The 17,583-nt window shown below is 68.7% G+C and carries 23 protein-coding genes; 10 read left to right on the top strand and 13 right to left on the bottom strand.

The genetic code is table 11. The features are described from left to right. The first annotated feature begins 100 nt into the window (after window positions 1-100). Window positions 101-463 carry a DsrE family protein gene (locus ACSYGN_RS21680; protein WP_460398066.1) on the top strand — a complete coding sequence of 121 codons (363 nt, stop codon included), beginning with the start codon at window positions 101-103 and terminating at the stop codon, window positions 461-463. Between the two features lie 37 nt (window positions 464-500). On the opposite strand, the gene ACSYGN_RS21675 is transcribed toward ACSYGN_RS21680, so the two are convergent. From ACSYGN_RS21675 to ACSYGN_RS21640, 8 genes are all read right to left on the bottom strand, one after another. Further along, window positions 501-761: a DUF3099 domain-containing protein gene (locus ACSYGN_RS21675; RefSeq protein WP_460398064.1), complete on the bottom strand. Its 261-nt coding sequence runs from the start codon at window positions 759-761 to the stop codon at window positions 501-503. 171 nt (window positions 762-932) lie between these two features. Further along, window positions 933-1,220: a DUF1416 domain-containing protein gene (locus tag ACSYGN_RS21670; protein WP_460398062.1), complete on the bottom strand. Its 288-nt coding sequence runs from the start codon at window positions 1,218-1,220 to the stop codon at window positions 933-935. A 97-nt stretch (window positions 1,221-1,317) separates the two neighbouring features. Further along, a complete protein-coding gene (locus ACSYGN_RS21665; RefSeq protein WP_460398060.1) occupies window positions 1,318-2,157 on the bottom strand; it encodes a sulfurtransferase in 840 nt (279 codons plus the stop codon). A 162-nt stretch (window positions 2,158-2,319) separates the two neighbouring features. Continuing rightward, window positions 2,320-2,400 (bottom strand): Ms5788A family Cys-rich leader peptide, encoded by an 81-nt coding sequence (locus ACSYGN_RS21660; protein WP_351055874.1) that lies wholly within the window; start codon window positions 2,398-2,400, stop codon window positions 2,320-2,322. A 212-nt stretch (window positions 2,401-2,612) separates the two neighbouring features. Continuing rightward, a complete protein-coding gene (locus ACSYGN_RS21655; protein ID WP_460398058.1) occupies window positions 2,613-3,350 on the bottom strand; it encodes an LmeA family phospholipid-binding protein in 738 nt (245 codons plus the stop codon). Window positions 3,351-3,598: 248 nt separating this feature from the next. After that, window positions 3,599-4,882: a hypothetical protein gene (locus ACSYGN_RS21650; protein WP_460398056.1), complete on the bottom strand. Its 1,284-nt coding sequence runs from the start codon at window positions 4,880-4,882 to the stop codon at window positions 3,599-3,601. A gap of 8 nt (window positions 4,883-4,890) precedes the next feature. After that, window positions 4,891-5,145 carry a MoaD/ThiS family protein gene (locus tag ACSYGN_RS21645; protein ID WP_460398054.1) on the bottom strand — a complete coding sequence of 85 codons (255 nt, stop codon included), beginning with the start codon at window positions 5,143-5,145 and terminating at the stop codon, window positions 4,891-4,893. A gap of 126 nt (window positions 5,146-5,271) precedes the next feature. Continuing rightward, entirely contained in the window at window positions 5,272-6,102 is an 831-nt protein-coding gene (locus ACSYGN_RS21640; protein ID WP_460398052.1) for an alpha/beta hydrolase, read from the bottom strand. Between the two features lie 164 nt (window positions 6,103-6,266). Between ACSYGN_RS21640 and ACSYGN_RS21635 the strand changes: the two genes are divergently transcribed. The 6 genes from ACSYGN_RS21635 to ACSYGN_RS21610 all read left to right on the top strand — a co-directional run bounded on the left by ACSYGN_RS21635 (window position 6,267) and on the right by ACSYGN_RS21610 (window position 12,235). Beyond that, entirely contained in the window at window positions 6,267-7,067 is an 801-nt protein-coding gene (locus ACSYGN_RS21635; RefSeq protein ID WP_460398050.1) for a response regulator transcription factor, read from the top strand. 197 nt (window positions 7,068-7,264) lie between these two features. Then, window positions 7,265-8,287: a LacI family DNA-binding transcriptional regulator gene (locus ACSYGN_RS21630; protein ID WP_460398048.1), complete on the top strand. Its 1,023-nt coding sequence runs from the start codon at window positions 7,265-7,267 to the stop codon at window positions 8,285-8,287. A gap of 185 nt (window positions 8,288-8,472) precedes the next feature. Further along, window positions 8,473-9,666, top strand: a complete 1,194-nt coding sequence (locus tag ACSYGN_RS21625; RefSeq protein ID WP_460398046.1) for a S1C family serine protease — start codon at window positions 8,473-8,475, stop codon at window positions 9,664-9,666. Between the two features lie 30 nt (window positions 9,667-9,696). Next, the gene (locus tag ACSYGN_RS21620) at window positions 9,697-9,909 is read left to right on the top strand and encodes a hypothetical protein (RefSeq protein WP_460398044.1); all 213 of its coding nucleotides are present in this window, start codon (window positions 9,697-9,699) and stop codon (window positions 9,907-9,909) included. Window positions 9,910-10,037: 128 nt separating this feature from the next. Then, window positions 10,038-10,772 carry a response regulator transcription factor gene (locus tag ACSYGN_RS21615; protein WP_460398042.1) on the top strand — a complete coding sequence of 245 codons (735 nt, stop codon included), beginning with the start codon at window positions 10,038-10,040 and terminating at the stop codon, window positions 10,770-10,772. 50 nt (window positions 10,773-10,822) lie between these two features. After that, window positions 10,823-12,235: a sensor histidine kinase gene (locus ACSYGN_RS21610; RefSeq protein ID WP_460403634.1), complete on the top strand. Its 1,413-nt coding sequence runs from the start codon at window positions 10,823-10,825 to the stop codon at window positions 12,233-12,235. Here ACSYGN_RS21610 and ACSYGN_RS21605 read toward each other — a convergent pair. Then, a complete protein-coding gene (locus tag ACSYGN_RS21605) occupies window positions 12,198-12,569 on the bottom strand; it encodes a hypothetical protein (protein ID WP_460398040.1) in 372 nt (123 codons plus the stop codon). The genes ACSYGN_RS21610 and ACSYGN_RS21605 overlap by 38 nt on opposite strands. Then, window positions 12,566-12,913: a DUF6247 family protein gene (locus ACSYGN_RS21600; RefSeq protein ID WP_460398038.1), complete on the bottom strand. Its 348-nt coding sequence runs from the start codon at window positions 12,911-12,913 to the stop codon at window positions 12,566-12,568. Before ACSYGN_RS21600 ends, ACSYGN_RS21605 begins: the two co-directional genes overlap by 4 nt. A 270-nt stretch (window positions 12,914-13,183) precedes the next feature. Between ACSYGN_RS21600 and ACSYGN_RS21595 the strand changes: the two genes are divergently transcribed. Continuing rightward, window positions 13,184-15,265 carry a pectinesterase family protein gene (locus ACSYGN_RS21595; RefSeq protein ID WP_460398036.1) on the top strand — a complete coding sequence of 694 codons (2,082 nt, stop codon included), beginning with the start codon at window positions 13,184-13,186 and terminating at the stop codon, window positions 15,263-15,265. Between the two features lies 1 nt (window position 15,266). Here ACSYGN_RS21595 and ACSYGN_RS21590 read toward each other — a convergent pair whose 3' ends face one another. The 3 genes from ACSYGN_RS21590 to ACSYGN_RS21580 are packed head-to-tail and all read right to left on the bottom strand — an operon-like array spanning window position 15,267 to window position 16,680. Next, window positions 15,267-15,647 carry a DUF397 domain-containing protein gene (locus tag ACSYGN_RS21590; protein WP_460398034.1) on the bottom strand — a complete coding sequence of 127 codons (381 nt, stop codon included), beginning with the start codon at window positions 15,645-15,647 and terminating at the stop codon, window positions 15,267-15,269. Next, complete coding sequence (locus ACSYGN_RS21585; RefSeq protein ID WP_460398032.1) at window positions 15,644-15,859, bottom strand: DUF397 domain-containing protein; 216 nt, start codon at window positions 15,857-15,859, stop codon at window positions 15,644-15,646. The genes ACSYGN_RS21590 and ACSYGN_RS21585 overlap by 4 nt, the downstream gene beginning before the upstream one ends. Then, the gene (locus tag ACSYGN_RS21580) at window positions 15,856-16,680 is read right to left on the bottom strand and encodes a helix-turn-helix domain-containing protein (protein ID WP_460398030.1); all 825 of its coding nucleotides are present in this window, start codon (window positions 16,678-16,680) and stop codon (window positions 15,856-15,858) included. The genes ACSYGN_RS21585 and ACSYGN_RS21580 overlap by 4 nt, the downstream gene beginning before the upstream one ends. A gap of 140 nt (window positions 16,681-16,820) precedes the next feature. Here ACSYGN_RS21580 and ACSYGN_RS21575 point away from each other — a divergent pair, with 140 nt between their 5' ends. Together ACSYGN_RS21575 and ACSYGN_RS21570 are read left to right on the top strand one after the other, a co-directional pair. Then, window positions 16,821-17,132: a hypothetical protein gene (locus ACSYGN_RS21575; protein ID WP_460398028.1), complete on the top strand. Its 312-nt coding sequence runs from the start codon at window positions 16,821-16,823 to the stop codon at window positions 17,130-17,132. 66 nt (window positions 17,133-17,198) lie between these two features. Beyond that, window positions 17,199-17,537 carry a DUF6247 family protein gene (locus ACSYGN_RS21570; protein WP_460398026.1) on the top strand — a complete coding sequence of 113 codons (339 nt, stop codon included), beginning with the start codon at window positions 17,199-17,201 and terminating at the stop codon, window positions 17,535-17,537. Window positions 17,538-17,583 lie beyond the last annotated feature (46 nt).

Here is a 17,583-nt window from a genome sequence, read left to right as displayed (position 1 = left end):
CGTCCCCCAACAGAACGTGAAGTGCGGTTCTGTATCCGCACTTCACAGCAGACTCATGGCATGTCCATGGAGTTGTAGCGGGGTTGATTACGATTCGACCATGGCGAACAAGCTGGTGATCAAGGTGACGGCGGGGGCCGACGCCCCCGAGCGCTGCTCGCAGGCGTTCACGGTGGCGGCGGTGGCGATGGCGAGCGGCGTCGACGTGTCCGTGTGGCTGACCGGGGAGTCCTCGTGGTTCGCGCTCCCGGGGCGCGCCGCCGAGTTCGAGCTGCCGCACGCGGCCCCGCTGCCCGATCTGATCGACTCGATCCTTGCGGGCGGCCGTCTCACGCTGTGCACCCAGTGTGCGACCCGGCGCGACATCACGGAGAAGGACGTGATCGAAGGTGTCCGGATCGCGGGGGCACAGGTCTTCGTGCAGGAGGTCATGGCGGACGGGACACAGGCCCTGGTCTACTGACCGATACCGACCGGTCGGCCCAACGGGGCCGTGACGGTTACTGAGGCCGCTTCTTGCCGTCCAGTTCGTCCCACCACTCGTCCGACTGGGGGTCGCCGGACGGCTCGTCCCACCAGCGGTCCTCCGGGCCCCGCCGGTTGGCGACCATGGCAGCCACCGGCGGGATGACCATCGCGACCACGCACATGGCGACGGCCGCCGGTACCGACCAGATGCGCACGACGCCCCACGCCAGGACGAAGAGCGTGACGCAGATCCCCATCATGGCGAAGTACACATGCCGGCGACGCGCGTACATGTCTCAAGCGTAGGTCGGCGTCCCCGATCGCGCGGGCGTAAGGCCGCAAGGGCCGTAAGGGCTCAGGGGCGAGGGACCGTACGGCGGAGGGCCGTGTCCCGGGACGCTGGGTCCCGGGACACGGCCCTCCGGCTTGCCCGCTGCGGGTCGGGCGGGTGACCGCCGTCGGACTCAGACGGCGATCGCGACCTCGGCCAGGCCGCCCTGCTGGGCGACGACCGTGCGGTCGGCGGTGGCGCCGGGGACGAGGGCGCGCAGGGTCCAGGTGCCCTCGGCCGCGTAGAAGCGGAACTGGCCCGTCGCCGAGGTCGGGACCTCGGCGGTGAACTCGCCGGTCGAGTCCAGCAGGCGGACGTAGCCGGTCACCGGCTCGCCGTCACGGGTCACCTGACCCTGGATGGTGGTCTCACCGGGCTTGATGGTCGAGGGGTCCGGGCCGCCGGCCTTCGCTCCACACATGGCGTACTCCTGAAGAAGGGGTTCTGAGAGGTCGGGGTCGAGAGAGTGGTCGTGCAGGTCGTCGTGCAGGTCGTCGTGCGGGTGGTCGTACCGCGTCCTACTTGGCGGCGCCGAGCTCGATCGGCACGCCCACGAGGGAGCCGTACTCGGTCCAGGAGCCGTCGTAGTTCTTGACGTTCTGCACACCGAGCAGCTCGTGCAGCACGAACCAGGTCAGCGCCGAGCGCTCACCGATACGGCAGTAGGCGATGGTGTCCTTGGCCAGGTCGATGTTCTCGCCGGCGTAGAGCGCCTTGAGGTCGTCGTCGGACTTGAAGGTGCCGTCGTCGTTGGCGTTCTTCGACCACGGGATGTTGCGGGCGGTCGGGACGTGGCCCGGGCGCTGCGACTGCTCCTGCGGCAGGTGGGCAGGGGCGAGCAGCTTGCCGGAGAACTCGTCGGGCGAGCGTACGTCGACCAGGTTCTGCGCGCCGATCGCGGCGACGACCTCGTCGCGATAGGCGCGGATCGAGGTGTCCTGCGGCTTGGCCGTGTAGGTCGTCGCGGCGCGCTCCGGGACCTCCTGGACCAGCTCGCGGGCGTCCAGCTCCCACTTCTTGCGGCCGCCGTCGAGGAGCTTGATGTTCTCGTGGCCGTAGAGCTTGAAGTACCAGTACGCGTACGACGCGAACCAGTTGTTGTTGCCGCCGTAGAGGATCACCAGCGTGTCGTTGGCGATGCCCTTCGCGGAGAGGAGCTTCTCGAAGCCCCCCTGGTCGACGAAGTCGCGGCGGACCGGGTCCTGGAGGTCCTTGGTCCAGTCGATCCGGACGGCGTTGCGGATGTGGTTCTTCTCGTAGGCGGACGTGTCCTCGTCCACCTCGACGACGGCGATGCTGGGGTCGTCCAGGTGGGCCTCGACCCAGTCGGCGTCTACCAGGACGTCGGTGCGGCTCATGCTCTCTCCTCCGGGGCAGGTACGGCGGGGCGTGCGTGTGCGAGGGGTGCGCGCTCACCGGAAGGGAGCGGCGCACGGGTGCCCGGGTCAGGGCACATGCAGGGAATGCGGGGAATGCTGGCAATGCTGCGATTGCCGGGGATGCGGAACCGCGGTTTCCGCTCAGAACGGGCGACAGAGCATGGCGGCCACACGGCACAGGTCCACTGCCCGCCGCTTGGTGAGATCCGCTTGTCGCCTCATGGGCTCGATCGTAGGGACGGACCGGCGGGCATGTCACCGGTGTGTCATATTTTGAGATGCGATCGTCCGAGATGTGAGATCCGATGCCGCTGTGGACGACTGAGGGCGACTGCGGGCGACTGCGGGCGGTCGGCGACGGGACTCACGGGTGTCCGCCGTCGCCTCGCATCTGCCGTACGGACAGGACCGTCTCGCACCTCGGACTCCGTGTACTACCCGGCGAGCCTGACGCCCGAACCCCTCACGGTGATCTCCACGCCGTCCTGTGCCGCCACGACCTTGTCCAGCTTGATGCCGCCGGGCAGCTTGTCGATCGTCTGCTGGAAGTCGGTGATCCTGCGGATCCGGGAGTCGGCGAGGGCGACGGCCAGCTTGGGCAGCGAGTCGGCGTGCACCTTCACCTTGTTGTCCTCGACGGTGACCGAGCTGAGCACGGGGTAGGTCTGGGTCCCGAGGGTCCCGACACTGGACGTGATCTTGATGTTGGCCTTGATCTTGCCGTTGCCGCCGTCGGAGAGGCCGACGACCTGGGCCTTGACACCCGGGAAGACGGACGTCGGCTCGGACTTCGCCGCCTTCAGCAGCTCGTCGTACGAGATCATCGCCGACCCCGTCGCCGAGGACGCCGTCGCGGAGCTGTAGTCGCCGGAGAAGTCGACGCCCTTCATGTCGGCCTTGAGGTCGTCGATACGGACGGTCTTGCCGGCCTCGCCGGTGGTCGCCTCGTAGTCCTTGATGCCGACCTCGACGTCGTCCAGCGAGCCGGACGCGACCTGAGTGAGGAACGGAAAGCCCTTGATGGACACGTCGGGGGTATCGGCGAGGTTCTCCCTGGTCTTGAGCTTGTCCGCGACCTGGCCCTCGGCGAAGTACACCGCGACCCGGTCGACGACGACGAAGAGCCCGCCCAGGATCACGACGACGACCAGGAGTATTCGCAGTGCGCGCATGTTCGGAGTTCCCCCACATCGGCGGCTGACGGTGTGAACACGTGACGGCCACCGGATCACGGACGGCCGTCGAGCGTGACTGTAGCCCCGTCCACGCCGACGGCCTCCGAATTGTCGATCACCTGTGACACACAGCGGTGCTCAGCGGCGGTGTTCAGCCCCTCAGCCAGCCGTTTCAGCCGTTCAGCCGTTTCAGCCGTTCAGCCGTCCAGCCGTTCAGCCGTCCAGCCGTCCAGCCGTCCAGCCGTTCAGCCCAGTACCTGCCCGAGAATCCACACCGCCGGTGCCGCCGCCGTCAGCGGCAGCGCCACGCCCGCCGTGAAGTGGACGAAGCGGGAGGGGTAGTCGTAGCTCGCGGCCCGGTGGCCGACGCACGCGCACAGCGCCGCGGCGGCGCCGAGGAGCGCGCCCTTGCCGCCGAAGTCGGTCATCGAGCCCGCCGCGAAGCCCGCGCCCGCCCCGGCGAGCACCGCCACGGCGACGGACGCCGGGGTCGGCAGCGGCAGGGCCCGTACGAGGATGCCCACGGCGACCGCGGCGGCGCCGACGGTCACGGCGTCCGGGACGGCCGCGAGATAACCGCCCGCGACGATGGCGAGGGCCGCGGAGGCGACGCCCGCCATCAGGCCGTACATCCGGGTGTCGGGGTCGGCGTGCGAGCGCAGGTTCAGCACGAGGGACAGCAGCACCCACACACCCAGGGTGCCGAGGATCGCGGCGGGCCCGTGCGAGCGGCCGGCCGCCAGCACCGCCACGTCGGCGACCAGCGCGCCCAGGAAGGCGAGCGCGATGCCCTGCCGGGCGGGCCACATGCCGTTCAGCCGGAACCAGCCCGCCGCCGTGACGCCCTGGAGGACGACCAGCGGGACGACGAGCGCGTACGAGCCGACGGCCGCCGCGCCCGCGAGCAGCAGCGCCAGCAGCGCGGTGAGCGCCGCGGGCTGGCCGCCGGGCTCGATGATCGGCGAGCGGCCCTCCAGCCGGGCACGCTGGGCGTCGGTGATACGGGCATTCCCGGCGAGGGTGGCGGGGCCGTAGCCGGGCCCGTCGGCGGAGGGCGCGGTTGCCGACGCAGCGGGCGCGGGCGTGGCGGACGCGGGCGTGGCGGACGCGGGCGTCGGCATGGGCGCGGGGGCGGGGAGCGGCTGCGCCGTGTACTGCGCGGCGGGTGCAGGCTCCGGAGCAGTCTGCACCGGAGCCTGCAACTGCGTCTCCCAGGTCTGGCCCTGCCACTGCTGGGTCTGCTGCAGCGGGTCCTCGTAGGGCTGCTGGTACGGAGACGGGTACTGCGGCGGCTGGTGCTGCTGGGGCTGCTGGTGCGTCTGCTGCGCGGGCCACTGCTGCTGGGGTTCGCCGTACTGCTGGTACTGCTCCCCGGCGTACGACTGTTGCTGCTCCCCTGCGCACTGCTGCTGGTGCCGCGGCGTCCCGTATTGCTGCTGCCCGTACTGCTGCTGCCCGTACGGGTCGTAGCCCTCGTAGGGCTGCTGATGGGGCTGCTGATGAGGTTGCTGGTAGGGCTGGTCGGTCATCGGTGTCGTCATCCTCCTGCGAACGGCGGGAGCACTTCGACCGTGCCGCCCTCGGCCAGCCGTACCGTCTCATGTCCGCGCGTCCCCACGGGATCGCCGTCGATGAGGAACGAGCACCGTTGCAGGACCCGCACCAGTTCGCCGGGATGCCGCTCGCGCGCGGAGTCGAGCGCTTCGGCAAGCGTGGCGGCGTCGTGAGGTTCCTCGGCGACCCCGGCCGCGGCCTTGGCGGCGGCCCAATAGCGCACCGTGACCTTTGCCATCTCGTCCTTCAAGTCCCTTGATCTTGATGTCGATCGATATTGATTGATATCAACCGATCAATCGATATCCATGGTGGGTGGCTGTGGACAACCCAGGCTAGCCCTCCTGGAACACCACCCAGTCCCCTATCGGGACACCCCCCAGTCCCCTATACGGCGCAGCAGGTCGTCCCCGGCGGCGTGCTCGGCGTGGCCCATGCCGGGCTCCAGCCAGAGTTCGGCGTGGTCACCGGCCGCTTCGGCCAGGCTGCGCGGGTGGTCGAGGGGGAAATAGCCGTCCCGGTCGCCGTGCACGATCAGCAGCGGCGCGGGCGCGATGAGGGGCACGGCCTGCACCGGCGACAGCGGCACCGGGTCCCAGTCCCGGTGGTCGATACGGGTGCGGAAGCCGTAGCGGCCGACGAGCCGTCCCGCCGGACGGGTCACCATCCAGTGCACGCGCCGCATGGGTGCGGTACCCCGGTAGTACCAGCGGGCCGGGGCGCTGACGGAGACCACCGCGTCGACGCCCGGGTGCAGCGCGGCGTGCCGCAGGACGACGGAGCCGCCCATGGAGAAGCCCACGGTCACCACGCGCGGGTGGCCGAGATCGCGGGCCCAGCGGACGGCGGTCTCCAGGTCGAGGATCTCGCGGTCGCCGACGGTGGAGCGCCCGCCGGAGGCCCCGTGGCCGCGGAAGGAGAAGGTCACCACGGCCCCGTACGCGGAGAGCGCCCCGGCGATCCGGCGCACCTGCGGCCGGTCGATGTCGCCGGTGAACCCGTGGGCGACGACGAACGCCAGGTCACGGGAGGGTGGCGTGGAGGCGTCGTATACGGCGGGCCCGGGATCGTATACGGAATCGATCGAAATACCGTCGGCCGTGTGCAGAAACGTCCGCAAAGGTGTGCGTCTGCGCGTCTCGGAGTTCGGACGAATGGTGGAACGTGCCACATGACCTGCCGGACCGTTGCTCATGTGGGCTATTCTGCTGGGCAGAGGACTCGGGCAGCGAAGCCCCCGGGTCCTTTTGTGCTTTCGGAAGCGTTGTATACAACGCGGGAAACCGCAGGTGTACGGGCCCCGGGATCGCAGAGCAGTACCGCAAACGTCCTCGCAGGGACCGAGGAGGAACACGACGTATGAGTTCTCTGCTGCTCCTGACCAACGCCCTCCAGCCGTCGACAGAGGTCCTGCCGGCCCTCGGCCTGCTGCTGCACAACGTGCGCGTGGCCCCGGCCGAAGGCCCCGCCCTCGTCGACACCCCGGGCGCCGACCTCATCCTGATCGACGGCCGGCGCGACCTTCCCCAGGTGCGCAGCCTGTGCCAGCTGCTGCGTTCCACCGGCCCCGGCTGTCCCCTCATCCTCGTCGTGACCGAGGGCGGCCTCGCCGCGGTCACCGCCGACTGGGGCATCGACGACGTCCTCCTCGACACGGCGGGCCCCGCCGAGGTGGAGGCACGGCTCCGGCTGGCCATGGGCCGCCAGCAGCTCGTCAACGACGACTCCCCGATGGAGATCCGCAACGGCGACCTGTCGGTCGACGAGGCGACGTACTCCGCCAAGCTGAAGGGCCGGGTGCTGGACCTGACCTTCAAGGAGTTCGAGCTCCTGAAGTACCTGGCGCAGCACCCCGGCCGCGTCTTCACCCGCGCCCAGCTGCTCCAGGAGGTCTGGGGCTACGACTACTTCGGCGGCACCCGGACCGTCGATGTGCATGTACGGCGGCTGCGGGCCAAGCTCGGCCCGGAGCACGAGTCGCTGATCGGCACCGTACGGAACGTGGGCTACCGGTTCGTCACCCCCGAGAAGGGCGCCGGCTCCGCGTCGGAGGAGGCGAAGGCCAAGGCGGCTCAGGCCAGGCCCGCGAGCTCGGAGACCTCGAACAAAACAGACAAGGCGACTGCTTCGATCACCGTCGAGATCCCTGCCGACGCCTGATCGGCGGTCTGATCGGCAGCCGGGCCGGCGTCCGGTGGACTGACCGATCGACGGCGGGTCGAACGCCCGACCTGCAGCCGGGTGACGCCTCATGGACCGCACGTGGTCTCATGGGGCGTAGCCGTCGCACTATCGACTGCGTCTCACCTTTCCCATAAGCCCTGCCCAGCGGGTGTCTCTCCGCGTAGACTCCGCGCGTGGCAAAGGTGACTCGGGACGATGTGGCGCGGCTGGCGGGGACTTCCACCGCCGTGGTGAGCTATGTCATCAACAATGGACCCCGGCCGGTCGCCCCGGCCACGCGCGAGCGTGTCCTCGCCGCGATCAAGGAGCTGGGGTACCGGCCGGACCGGGTCGCCCAGGCGATGGCCTCACGGCGGACGGATCTCATAGGCCTGATCGTGCCGGACGCCCGCCAGCCCTTCTTCGGGGAAATGGCACACGCGGTCGAACAGGCCGCGTCCGAGCGAGGAAAAATGGTCCTCGTCGGCAATTCCGACTACATCGGCGAACGCGAGGTCCATTATCTGCGGGCATTCCTCGGAATGCGCGTCTCGGGCCTCATCCTCGTCTCGCACGCGCTGAACGATCTCGCCGCCGCCGAGATAGACGCCTGGGACGCTCGGGTGGTGCTGCTCCACGAGCGCCCCGAGGCCATCGATGACGTCGCCGTCGTCACCGACGACCTGGGCGGCGCCCAGCTCGCCGTACGGCATCTGCTGGAGCACGGCTACGAGTACGTCGCCTGTATGGGCGGCACCGCCCAGACCCCCGCAGTCGGCGACCCCGTCTCCGACCACGTCGAGGGCTGGCGGCGCGCCATGGACGAGGCCGGGATCAGTACGGATGGCCGGCTCTTCATGGCGCCGTACAACCGCTACGACGCGTACCAGGTGGCCCTGGATGTCCTGTCGGGGCCCGACCGCCCGCCCGCGTTCTTCTGCTCCACCGACGACCAGGCCCTCGGCCTGCTGCGGGCCGCGCGCGAGCTGCGCATCGATGTGCCGGGCGAGCTTGCGGTGGCGGGCTTCGACGACATCAAGGAGGCGGCGCTGGCCGACCCGCCCCTGACAACGATCTCCTCGGACCGCTCGCAGATGGCGCGGGCCGCGGTGGACCTCGTCCTGGACGACGGGCTGCGGGTCATGGGGGCACGGCGGGAGCGGCTGAAGGTGTTCCCGTCGCGGCTGGTGGTGCGGCGGTCGTGCGGGTGTGTATGAGCGGTCGCCGGGGTAGGGCTGCGACTCTCTGAGGTTGGGGGCGCGACTCTCTGAGATTGCTGAGAGAAGTCTGAGAGACCTGGGGCGAACGCCGAGGTCCTCTTTATAACGGGCATACGAGGTTCTGCCGGGCTTCTCAGCGGGCACTCAGGCAGCTCTCATGGTCGCGGGACAAGCTCTGTGACATGACCGAGAGCTTCCGCCGCAGCGGCGCGTACGAGAACCCCCAGGGTGACGGCACGCAGGGCCCCTCCGCCCCGCAGCCGGCGTACCCCCAGCAGCAGTCCGCCTCCCCCGTGAACCCGGAGTGGCCGCCGCCTCCGGGCTACTCCCCCGGCGAGCCGGTCACCGTAGAACCGGGCACGACCGTATGGCCGGGCCAGTCGGCGCAGGCGGCGGCTACCGGCTACGACTCGACCGGTGGCCATGGCGGATCCGGACCCGGCGACGGCACGACCGTCTTCCCCGCCGACCCGGCTACTCCCGCCCCCGGCGGCGCACCGAAGAAGCGCACCCGGGGCCCGATAGCCCTGCTGGCCGCGGTGGCGATCGTGGCCGCAGCGGTGGGCGGCGGCACCGCGTACGCCTTCCAGGAGCTGACCGGCAAGAGCACGGTGGCCACCAGCTCCACCAGCACCAATGTCGTGCCGTCCAGCAAGAGAGGCTCGATCTCCGCGATCGCCGCCGCGGTCAGCCCGAGCGTCGTCGAGATCAGCGCCACGCTCAGCAACGGCACCTCGACCGGCGCCGGCGTGATCATCACCAGCAACGGTGAGATCGTCACCAACAACCACGTGATCTCGGGCGCCTCGTCGATCAAGGTGCAGACCAGCAACGGCAAGTCCTACACCGCCGAGGTCGTCGGGACCGACAGCAAGAAGGACCTCGCCCTCATCAAGCTCCAGAATGCCTCGGGCCTGAAGGCGGCCGCGCTGGGCAACTCCAGCGGGGTCCAGGTCGGCGACGAGGTCGTCGCGATCGGCTCGCCCGAGGGTCTGACCGGCACCGTCACCAGCGGCATCGTCTCCGCGCTGAACCGTGACGTGACCGTCTCCACCGACGAGAACCAGGGCCAGAACCAGAACGGCGACGGCAACTGGCCGTTCCAGTTCGGCGGCCAGCAGTTCAACGGCGACACCGGCTCGTCCACGACCACGTACAAGGCCCTCCAGACGGACGCCTCGCTCAACCCCGGCAACTCCGGCGGCGCGCTGATCGACATGAACGGCGCCATCGTCGGCATCAACTCGGCGATGTACTCGTCCAGTTCGAGCTCCTCGTCGTCCTCGGACGCGGGCAGCGTCGGCCTCGGCTTCGCCATCCCGATCAACACCGTCAAAGCCGACCTGGCCACGCTGCGGTCGGGTTCCACCAGCTGACGCGACGAGTCGCGAGGAACAGGACAGGACATGAGCATCTACGGCACGACGATCAACAGGGTTTCTCACGTCCCGGCCGGCGCGGGCGCCGCCGACATCACCATGGCGCTGGAGGTGGCATACGACCTCCACACCCCGGCACCCCGGGCCCCGGAACTGGCGACACCGACCCCGACCTCACTGGGCACGACCCGCCGCACCAAGGCCCGCACCCGCCACCACACCCCGTCCCGAACAGCCTGACCCGCTCGACCTCACCTTCCTCCCCCTCCTCTCCACCTCCCCCCTTCCTCGTTTTATGACCGGGCCGGGAACATGCGACGCTGAAGACGCCACCCCGCCCCTGACCGCACCAGAGGAACCCGACACCGATGAGCCCCGCCGAAGGCGACCGTGACACCCAGCGCATCCTGATCGTCGACGACGAACCCGCGGTACGCGAAGCACTCCAGCGCAGCCTCGCCTTCGAGGGATACGACACGGAGGTCGCCGTGGACGGCGCCGACGCGCTGGACAAGGCCACCGTCTACCAGCCCGACCTGGTCGTCCTCGACATCCAGATGCCCCGCATGGACGGCCTGACCGCCGCCCGCCGTATCCGCGGCACGGGCGACACCACCCCGATCCTGATGCTCACGGCACGGGACACGGTGGGCGACCGGGTCACGGGCCTGGACGCCGGGGCGGACGACTATCTGGTCAAGCCCTTCGAGCTGGACGAGTTGTTCGCCCGGATCCGCGCACTGCTGCGCCGCAGCTCCTACGCCGCGTCCGTCGTCGGTGCCGCGGCGGACGACGATGCGCTGACCTTCGCGGACCTGCGGATGGACCTGGCGACGAGAGAGGTCACCCGGGCCTCGCGCCAGGTCGAACTGACCCGCACGGAATTCACCCTGCTGGAGATGTTCATGGCGCACCCGCGCCAGGTACTCACCCGCGAGCAGATCCTCAAGGCCGTCTGGGGCTTCGACTTCGAGCCCTCGTCGAACTCCCTGGACGTCTACGTCATGTACCTGCGCCGCAAGACCGAGGCGGGCGGCGAGCCCCGCCTGGTCCACACGGTGCGCGGCGTGGGCTACGTGCTCCGCCAGGGCGGCGCGGAGTGAAACGCCTCGTCCACCGCTTCCGCACGCTGCCCATCCGGGCCCGGCTGGCGATGCTGGTCGCCGCGGCGGTGGCGTTCGCGGTGGCTGCGGTTTCGGTGACGTGCTGGTTCATCGTGCAGGGGAAGCTGTACGAGCAGCTCAACGAAAACCTCAGCCAGGCCATGCCGCATGTGGGTCCCACCCAGGCGGCGGCCCTTCTCACGAACTGCCCGGATCAGCCGTCGGAACCGGCCTCCGGAGACCCCCGGGCCGGCCAGGACTCGTACTACCTCCAGTTCGTCAAGTCGGATGGCACGGTCTGTGTCGCCTCGGGCGCCGCCGGCGCGGTGAAGACCACCTCCAGCGACAAGAAGGTCATCAAGAGCGGCGAAGGCTTGTACCGCAATGGCACCGACTCCGACGGGAACGACGTCCGGGTCCTGACCACCCCGCTCGTCATCAGTGAGGGCAGGGGTCCAGGGCAGGTGTATCCCGGCGTCGCGCTTCAGGTCGCAGTTCCGCTCAAGAGCACCCAGTCCACGCTGAACGACCTCGCCCTCATCCTTCTCCTCGTCTCCGGCATCGGAGTCCTGGGCGCAGGAGCCGCGGGCCTCGCTGTCGCCCGGGCCGGTCTGCGCCCGGTCGACGAACTCACGGAAGCCGTCGAGCACGTGGCCCGCACCGAGGACTTGAGCATCCGCATCCCGGTGGACGAGGACAGCGAGGACGAGATCGCCCGCCTGTCCCGCTCCTTCAACTCGATGACAACGTCCTTGGCCAGCTCCCGCGAGCTGCAGCAGCAGCTCATCGCAGACGCAGGCCACGAACTACGCACCCCCCTGACCTCACTGCGCACGAACATAGAGCTGCTGACCCGCAGCGAGGAAACAGGCCGCCCGATCCCACCGGAAGACCGCAAGGCACTGCTGGCTTCAGTGAAGGCCCAGATGACAGAACTGGCCTCCCTGATCGGCGACCTGCAGGAGCTGTCGCGCTCGGAGGGCCAGCGGGGTGAGCGGGCTCAGGTGATCTCCCTGGAGGACACGGTCGAGGCGGCGTTGCGCCGCGCCCGCTTGCGCGGCCCGGAACTGACCATCACGGCGGCACTGGAGCCGTGGTACACCCGGGCGGAACCGGCGGCGCTGGAGCGGGCGGTGGTGAACATCCTGGACAACGCGGTGAAGTTCAGCCCCGAGGGCGGCACGATCGAGGTGCAGCTGACGGACGGCGTCCTGAAGGTCCGCGACCACGGCCCGGGCATCGCGGCGGACGAACTCCCCCACGTCTTCGACCGCTTCTGGCGCTCCCCGTCCGCCCGAGCACTCCCCGGCTCCGGCCTCGGCCTCTCCATCGTCGCCCGCACGGTCGAGCAGGCTGGCGGCCAGGTCACCCTGGCCCGCGCGGAGGGCGGCGGCACGGTGGCGACGATGCGGCTGCCGGGGGCGCCTACGGCTCCGCCGGAGGCTCCTCAGGAAGGTCCGTAGGAGGTTCGCTGCCCATCCAGAAGACCTCTACCACCAAGAGCTGCGGATCCGCACTACGCGGGACGAAGGTGTAGACCAGCCAGCCCTGGTGGTGGTCGAAGTACAGGATGCGCGGCCCCTTGGGATCGTCCGACCGTACAGGCTCGACGTACATCGTCTCCGGCAGGTCGCCGTCGGCGTCGATTCCACGAAAATACGGATCCTTCGCCGTGACCAGTTCGGCACGGGCCTCGTCCACCATCTTCTGGGCGTGCTCGGGCAGTGCGTCACGAGCGGCCAGCGCATCGAGCCGCCAGTCCATCTGCCAGGGCGGTCCCATGAACTCGTCGGTCATTCGCCGGGCTCCAGCTTCCGCGTGCCGTAGCGAATCCTCGCCACCTCGTCGAGCAGGACCTTGGCCTCGGCGATGTCGGTCGCCTCTGCGGCGCGGTGCTGAAGTTCGGCCACGTGCGCGTCGAGCCTCGGGTCCCGGGCAATGGCGTATTCGCACCACCAGCGGGCCAGGAACGCGGGCACGGGGCCGACGTCGTAGGCGTCGCCGATCGCCCGCCGCCAGTGCGCTTCGAAGTCGGGAAGGAGGCTGGGAGTGTCCGCGGCGATGGCATCGCGCAACGCCCAAGGGGTCCGCTCGGGCATGGGGGGGACGACCGGTGTGGGTTCCGCAGCGTGAGCAGCCATGATCGGTGTCCTCCTTCGACGCTTCGTGTCAACGACCATAACCGCCCCGCACCTTCCGCATCAGTACTTCGTGACCTGGGCGTCCTTTCGGACGTGAGATCGACGATGCCGGAGACACGGCCGCAGAAGTCGGACTTCCGACGGACGTCACTCGAAGGTGTGTGCGTCCGTCTCCCCCTTGACCCGGGACACCCGGGAGCTTGGCAACCTTTCCGTTCTGTGCGGCGACCCATGTGCGGTCATGGTCCCCGTACGGAACGGAATCCCCGCATGAGCGACAACCGCCGCAAGCCCCAACACCGCAGGCGCAACACGGCCCTGGCGGTCGGCGTCCCGCTCGCCCTGACCGCGGCCGGCACGCTGGCCTACGGGTCGGTGTTCGGGATCGGTGCAGAGGACGAAGCGTCCGCCGCCGCACCCACCTGGGCGACCGCCACCGCCGACGGGTTCGCCTCCGTCAACGCGCTCGGACAGAACGGGACGTACGGCGGCCGGGACGGCAAGACGGTCACCGTCAAGACGCTCGCCGACCTCGAAAAGTACGCGACCGCGAGCGATCCGTACGTCATCGTCGTGGCTGGCGCCATCAACATGAACCCGGTCGGGAAAGAGATCAAGGTCGCGTGCAACAAGACGATCGTCGGCTCCGGTACCGCCGGGCACATCGTCGGAGGTGGCTTCTTCCTCGGGCAGGGCGTCCACAACGTGATCATCCGGAACCTGACCATCCGGGACGCGTACCAGGGCGTGTGGAACGACAAGGTGCACGACTTCGACGGCATCCAGATGGACGGCGCCCACCACGTCTGGATCGACCACAACGACATCCGCCACATGGCCGACGGGCTGATCGACAGCCGTAAGGACACCACCTACCTGACCGTCTCCTGGAACAAGCTCAGCCAGGAGAACAAGGCGTTCGGCATCGGCTGGACCACCAACACGACCGCAGACATCACGATCCACCACAACTGGATCCGTGAGACCGAGCAGCGCAACCCGTCCACGGACAACGTCGCCCACGCGCACCTCTACAACAACTTCCTGGAGGACGCGGCAGGGACGGACATCAAGTCCTCGTACGGCAACTACTCCCGCGGCAAGACGAACATGCTGCTGGAGAACTCCTACTTCCAGGGCATCAACAACCCCGTGATCAGGGACAGTTCGGCAACGCTGGTCCAGCGGGGGAACGTCTTCTCGGGCACGAGCGGCCGTAACGAGAGCGGGGGCAGCGGGGCCTCCTGGAACCCGAAGAGCTACTACCCGTACACGCTGGACAAGGCGGCGGACGTGCCCGCGCTCCTCAAGTCGGGTGTCGGGCCGCGGAGTTCGATCGGGATCACGCCAACGACCACGTCGACGACCGCGACGGCCACCACCAAGGCCTCGGCCACCACCACCCTCACAGTCGCCCAGGACGGCAGCGGGCAGTACAAGACGATCCAGGCCGCCGTGAACGCCGTACCCTCGAACAATCCCTCCCGCGTCGTCATCTCGGTCAAGCCCGGCACGTACCGCGAGGTCGTCAAGGTCCCGGCCGACAAGCCGCATGTCACCGTCCAGGGTTCGGGCAGCAGCCGTAAGGACACCGTCATCGTCTACGGCAACGCGGCGGGGATGACGAAGCCGGACGGGTCGGGGACGTACGGCACGCCCGGCAGCGCGACGGTCTCCGTTCAGTCCGACGACTCACAACTGCGCAATCTCACCGTCACCAACGACTTCGACGAGGCCAAGCACCAGGACATCGCCGACCAGGCGGTGGCGCTGCTGACCTCGGCGGACAAGATCGTCCTCGACGGCGTGATCGTCAACGGCGACCAGGACACACTGGAGATGGAGACCGCCGCCAAGGACAAGCTCGGGCGCGTCTACATCGCCGACTCCTACATCACCGGCAACGTCGACTTCGTCTTCGGCCGGGCGACGGCCGTGATCGACAAGTCCGTCATCACGCTGAAGAAGCGCTGGAACGGCACGTCGGCCGGCTACGTCACCGCCCCGAGCACCGCCGCGGGCCGCAAGGGCATCCTCATCAACCACTCCACCGTGAACGGTAACGTCTCCGCGGCCTCGTTCTTCCTCGGCCGCAACTGGCACCCGGGCGGCGACACGACCGTCGACCCGCAGACCACGGTCCGCAACACCACCCTGAGCTCGGCGATCAAGTCCACCCCCTGGACCGACATGAGCGGCTTCTCCTGGAAGGACGACCGCTTCGCCGAGTACCAGAACACGGGCCCCGGCGCGGGGGCGGCAAGCTCCAACCGGCCGCAGCTGACGGACGCCCAGGCGGCGAACCAGGAGGTCGCGGACTGGCTGGGCGACTGGACGCCGACCGCGTCCTGACCTACGAGCTCGCGGAAGCCGCTTCCCTCGTGGCCCGCACCTTCTCGGCGGCGATCTTGTAAATGTTGGCGAGCACGTCCGGCGCCAGCTCGAACTCCTCGTCGCTGATGTCGACACCGATCGTGTCCCGGACGACCTTCCGATCGGCCGCCAGCCGATCGGAAGGTCGTTGCGCGGTGGGCTGTTCGGCTGCCAACTGTTCGACGAATCGTCCCCAGGGCGCTGCCGCAAACACCAGGGGACAGGCCGACGGGCACTTGCTGTCACGGACGGGGACCGTGCCGGGAAAGCCATCGGCAACCTCGACGCAGTTGTTGTCTCCCCCGTCGCTGTGACTCGACTTCCGCCAGACAGCCAAGGCGAGATCCGGAGCACTCGTCATGAGGCGCGATCCTCCGGAACGTCCCTGACACCTGCGACGAACGCCGCCCAGCAGGTCGCGGAGAAGACCAACGAGCGAGCCGGAACCTTACTGTCCCGGACGGGAACTATGTGGGCGAAGCCATCGGCTACCTCAACACAGTCGTTGGCGCCCCCTTCGCTGTAGCTTGACTTCCGCCAGGGGGCCGCTCCGAGGTCCGGGATGCTCGTCATGGTCTGTGATCCTCCAGAAGGTTCCTGATGAGCGCGAGTGAGTCCGAGGGGGACAGCGCCATGTCGCGCAGTCGATCGTAGGACAAGCGCTGCAGGAGGAATTCGTCCGGATCCTCGATCAACCGGCTGCATCCATTGCCTTCCTTGTAGGCAACAGCGCTTCCATCCCTCTGCCAGAGCAGCGTCAGCGACCCAGTCATATGGTGATGCGCCCCAGCCGAGAACGGCAGTACCTGCAACGCCATGTTCGGCCACATCGCTACAGCCTCCAAGTGGAGCAACTGGTCGCGCCAGATCTTGCCGCTGGACGCCGGGCGCCTGAGCGCGAACTCGTCCATGATGATCCGGACATCGGGTTCCGGCTTCTGTCGCAGGCGGTACTGCCGCCCCAGCCGCGCCGCCACCTGTTCCTCAATGACGTCATCACCGTCAGTTGTCTTCCGTACTGCGGACAACAACTCCCGCGCGAAATCCTCTGTTTGAAGGAGTCCGGGAATGCCAAGAGTGAACAGCCGCATGACCCGGGCCGTCGCTTCCAGCTTCATGTACTCCTTGTACTGGTCCTTGAACGCGTCCAGCCGTGCAGCACGCCAATGCCGAACCAGGAGGTCACCGCACCCGTAGTACCCGTCCAGGTCCTCCATCACCGTCACCTTGGACAGACGCGCGCCCGACTCCAGCCGACACAGATAGCTCTTGTCGTACCCGGTGTCGTCAGCGAGCTGGCCCAGCGACTTACCCGCCCTCTCCCGCAGGTACTTCAGTGTCCGGCCCAGCACCGCCCGTCCCGACTCCGGTGCCCCGTCAACCACTTCGGCCATATCACCCCTCCTCGTTGCCCGGGGCCGCCGACACCGCCGTACCCCTTCCGCAGCGTACGCGCGAACAGTGACGATCTGGGTGCGAGATGTAATCACCGCTCGTCACGGCACTGCCGTTGGCACTCGATGGAGGTACTCGCGTGTACTGCCCCGAAGAGACGGACGTACCCGTCGGTCTCCGGCTGCTCCCCTGGACCAACCCGGAGGGCAAGCCCTGCTACCTCAGCACGGACAGCTCGCTCAGCCGTCTCTCACTCCTCGCCGACGACGTGGAAGCCGCCCAACTCGACTCGGGCCGACAAGTGCTCGCCGGAGCAAGGGTTGTGCTCACCGACCCCGACGCCGGTGAGCAGGCGGTGCGCTTCGCGCTCACCAGGTCACTGGAGTCCCTGCGGGACGCGCTGCACGTCGCCGTCAGCAGAGGCGCGCGCTTGCACTCGTCCGGGGTGTGAGGTGGCTCGTAGCCGACCGCTCTGGCGTATCCGCCCATAGCGTGGGCGGCCCCAGCTGCGAAGGAAATGAGTCCGATCATGGTCAACGAGGTGGATCCGAACTCCTGCGAGAGAACTCCCGGAGCGATCCGCACGGCTCTGCAACGGCGCCCGGACTGGCTGCAGGTCTTCGAGCAGGAGTGGCTCAGCGCCGCCGCGGAGTTCGATCACTCGGCGCTCGACGACATGCTCGGCAAGTGGCTGCCCTTCGCCTGCGCCTGTGCCACACCGGGCTACCTCGACGAGGTGGAACAGACCGTCGACCGCATGACGCACGGCGACAAGGAGGGGCTGGTCTTCTACGACGCCGACGGCAACGCCTACGACGCGGACAATCGGCGCGTCGGGGCGAGCCGGTGCAGGTGACACCCCCACCGCGCCCTCCCCAGCTCACGCACATCCAGGTACCAGC

Source organism: Streptomyces sp. YIM S03343 (assembly GCF_054729195.1).
This window is presented reverse-complemented; position numbering and strand designations above follow the sequence as displayed.

Excerpts from the sequence above, each read along its gene's own strand:
- ACSYGN_RS21680 (WP_460398066.1), top strand. The coding sequence starts at position 101 with ATGGCGAACAAGCTGGTGATCAAGGTGACGGCGGGGGCCGACGCCCCC.
- ACSYGN_RS21675 (WP_460398064.1), bottom strand. The coding sequence starts at position 761 with ATGTACGCGCGTCGCCGGCATGTGTACTTCGCCATGATGGGGATCTGC.
- ACSYGN_RS21670 (WP_460398062.1), bottom strand. The coding sequence starts at position 1,220 with ATGTGTGGAGCGAAGGCCGGCGGCCCGGACCCCTCGACCATCAAGCCC.
- ACSYGN_RS21665 (WP_460398060.1), bottom strand. The coding sequence starts at position 2,157 with ATGAGCCGCACCGACGTCCTGGTAGACGCCGACTGGGTCGAGGCCCAC.
- ACSYGN_RS21660 (WP_351055874.1), bottom strand. The coding sequence starts at position 2,400 with ATGAGGCGACAAGCGGATCTCACCAAGCGGCGGGCAGTGGACCTGTGC.
- ACSYGN_RS21655 (WP_460398058.1), bottom strand. The coding sequence starts at position 3,350 with ATGCGCGCACTGCGAATACTCCTGGTCGTCGTCGTGATCCTGGGCGGG.
- ACSYGN_RS21650 (WP_460398056.1), bottom strand. The coding sequence starts at position 4,882 with ATGACCGACCAGCCCTACCAGCAACCTCATCAGCAGCCCCATCAGCAG.
- ACSYGN_RS21645 (WP_460398054.1), bottom strand. The coding sequence starts at position 5,145 with ATGGCAAAGGTCACGGTGCGCTATTGGGCCGCCGCCAAGGCCGCGGCC.
- ACSYGN_RS21640 (WP_460398052.1), bottom strand. The coding sequence starts at position 6,102 with ATGAGCAACGGTCCGGCAGGTCATGTGGCACGTTCCACCATTCGTCCG.
- ACSYGN_RS21635 (WP_460398050.1), top strand. The coding sequence starts at position 6,267 with ATGAGTTCTCTGCTGCTCCTGACCAACGCCCTCCAGCCGTCGACAGAG.
- ACSYGN_RS21625 (WP_460398046.1), top strand. The coding sequence starts at position 8,473 with ATGACCGAGAGCTTCCGCCGCAGCGGCGCGTACGAGAACCCCCAGGGT.
- ACSYGN_RS21620 (WP_460398044.1), top strand. The coding sequence starts at position 9,697 with ATGAGCATCTACGGCACGACGATCAACAGGGTTTCTCACGTCCCGGCC.
- ACSYGN_RS21615 (WP_460398042.1), top strand. The coding sequence starts at position 10,038 with ATGAGCCCCGCCGAAGGCGACCGTGACACCCAGCGCATCCTGATCGTC.
- ACSYGN_RS21610 (WP_460403634.1), top strand. The coding sequence starts at position 10,823 with ATGCTGGTCGCCGCGGCGGTGGCGTTCGCGGTGGCTGCGGTTTCGGTG.
- ACSYGN_RS21605 (WP_460398040.1), bottom strand. The coding sequence starts at position 12,569 with ATGACCGACGAGTTCATGGGACCGCCCTGGCAGATGGACTGGCGGCTC.
- ACSYGN_RS21600 (WP_460398038.1), bottom strand. The coding sequence starts at position 12,913 with ATGGCTGCTCACGCTGCGGAACCCACACCGGTCGTCCCCCCCATGCCC.
- ACSYGN_RS21595 (WP_460398036.1), top strand. The coding sequence starts at position 13,184 with ATGAGCGACAACCGCCGCAAGCCCCAACACCGCAGGCGCAACACGGCC.
- ACSYGN_RS21590 (WP_460398034.1), bottom strand. The coding sequence starts at position 15,647 with ATGACGAGTGCTCCGGATCTCGCCTTGGCTGTCTGGCGGAAGTCGAGT.
- ACSYGN_RS21585 (WP_460398032.1), bottom strand. The coding sequence starts at position 15,859 with ATGACGAGCATCCCGGACCTCGGAGCGGCCCCCTGGCGGAAGTCAAGC.
- ACSYGN_RS21580 (WP_460398030.1), bottom strand. The coding sequence starts at position 16,680 with ATGGCCGAAGTGGTTGACGGGGCACCGGAGTCGGGACGGGCGGTGCTG.
- ACSYGN_RS21570 (WP_460398026.1), top strand. The coding sequence starts at position 17,199 with ATGAGTCCGATCATGGTCAACGAGGTGGATCCGAACTCCTGCGAGAGA.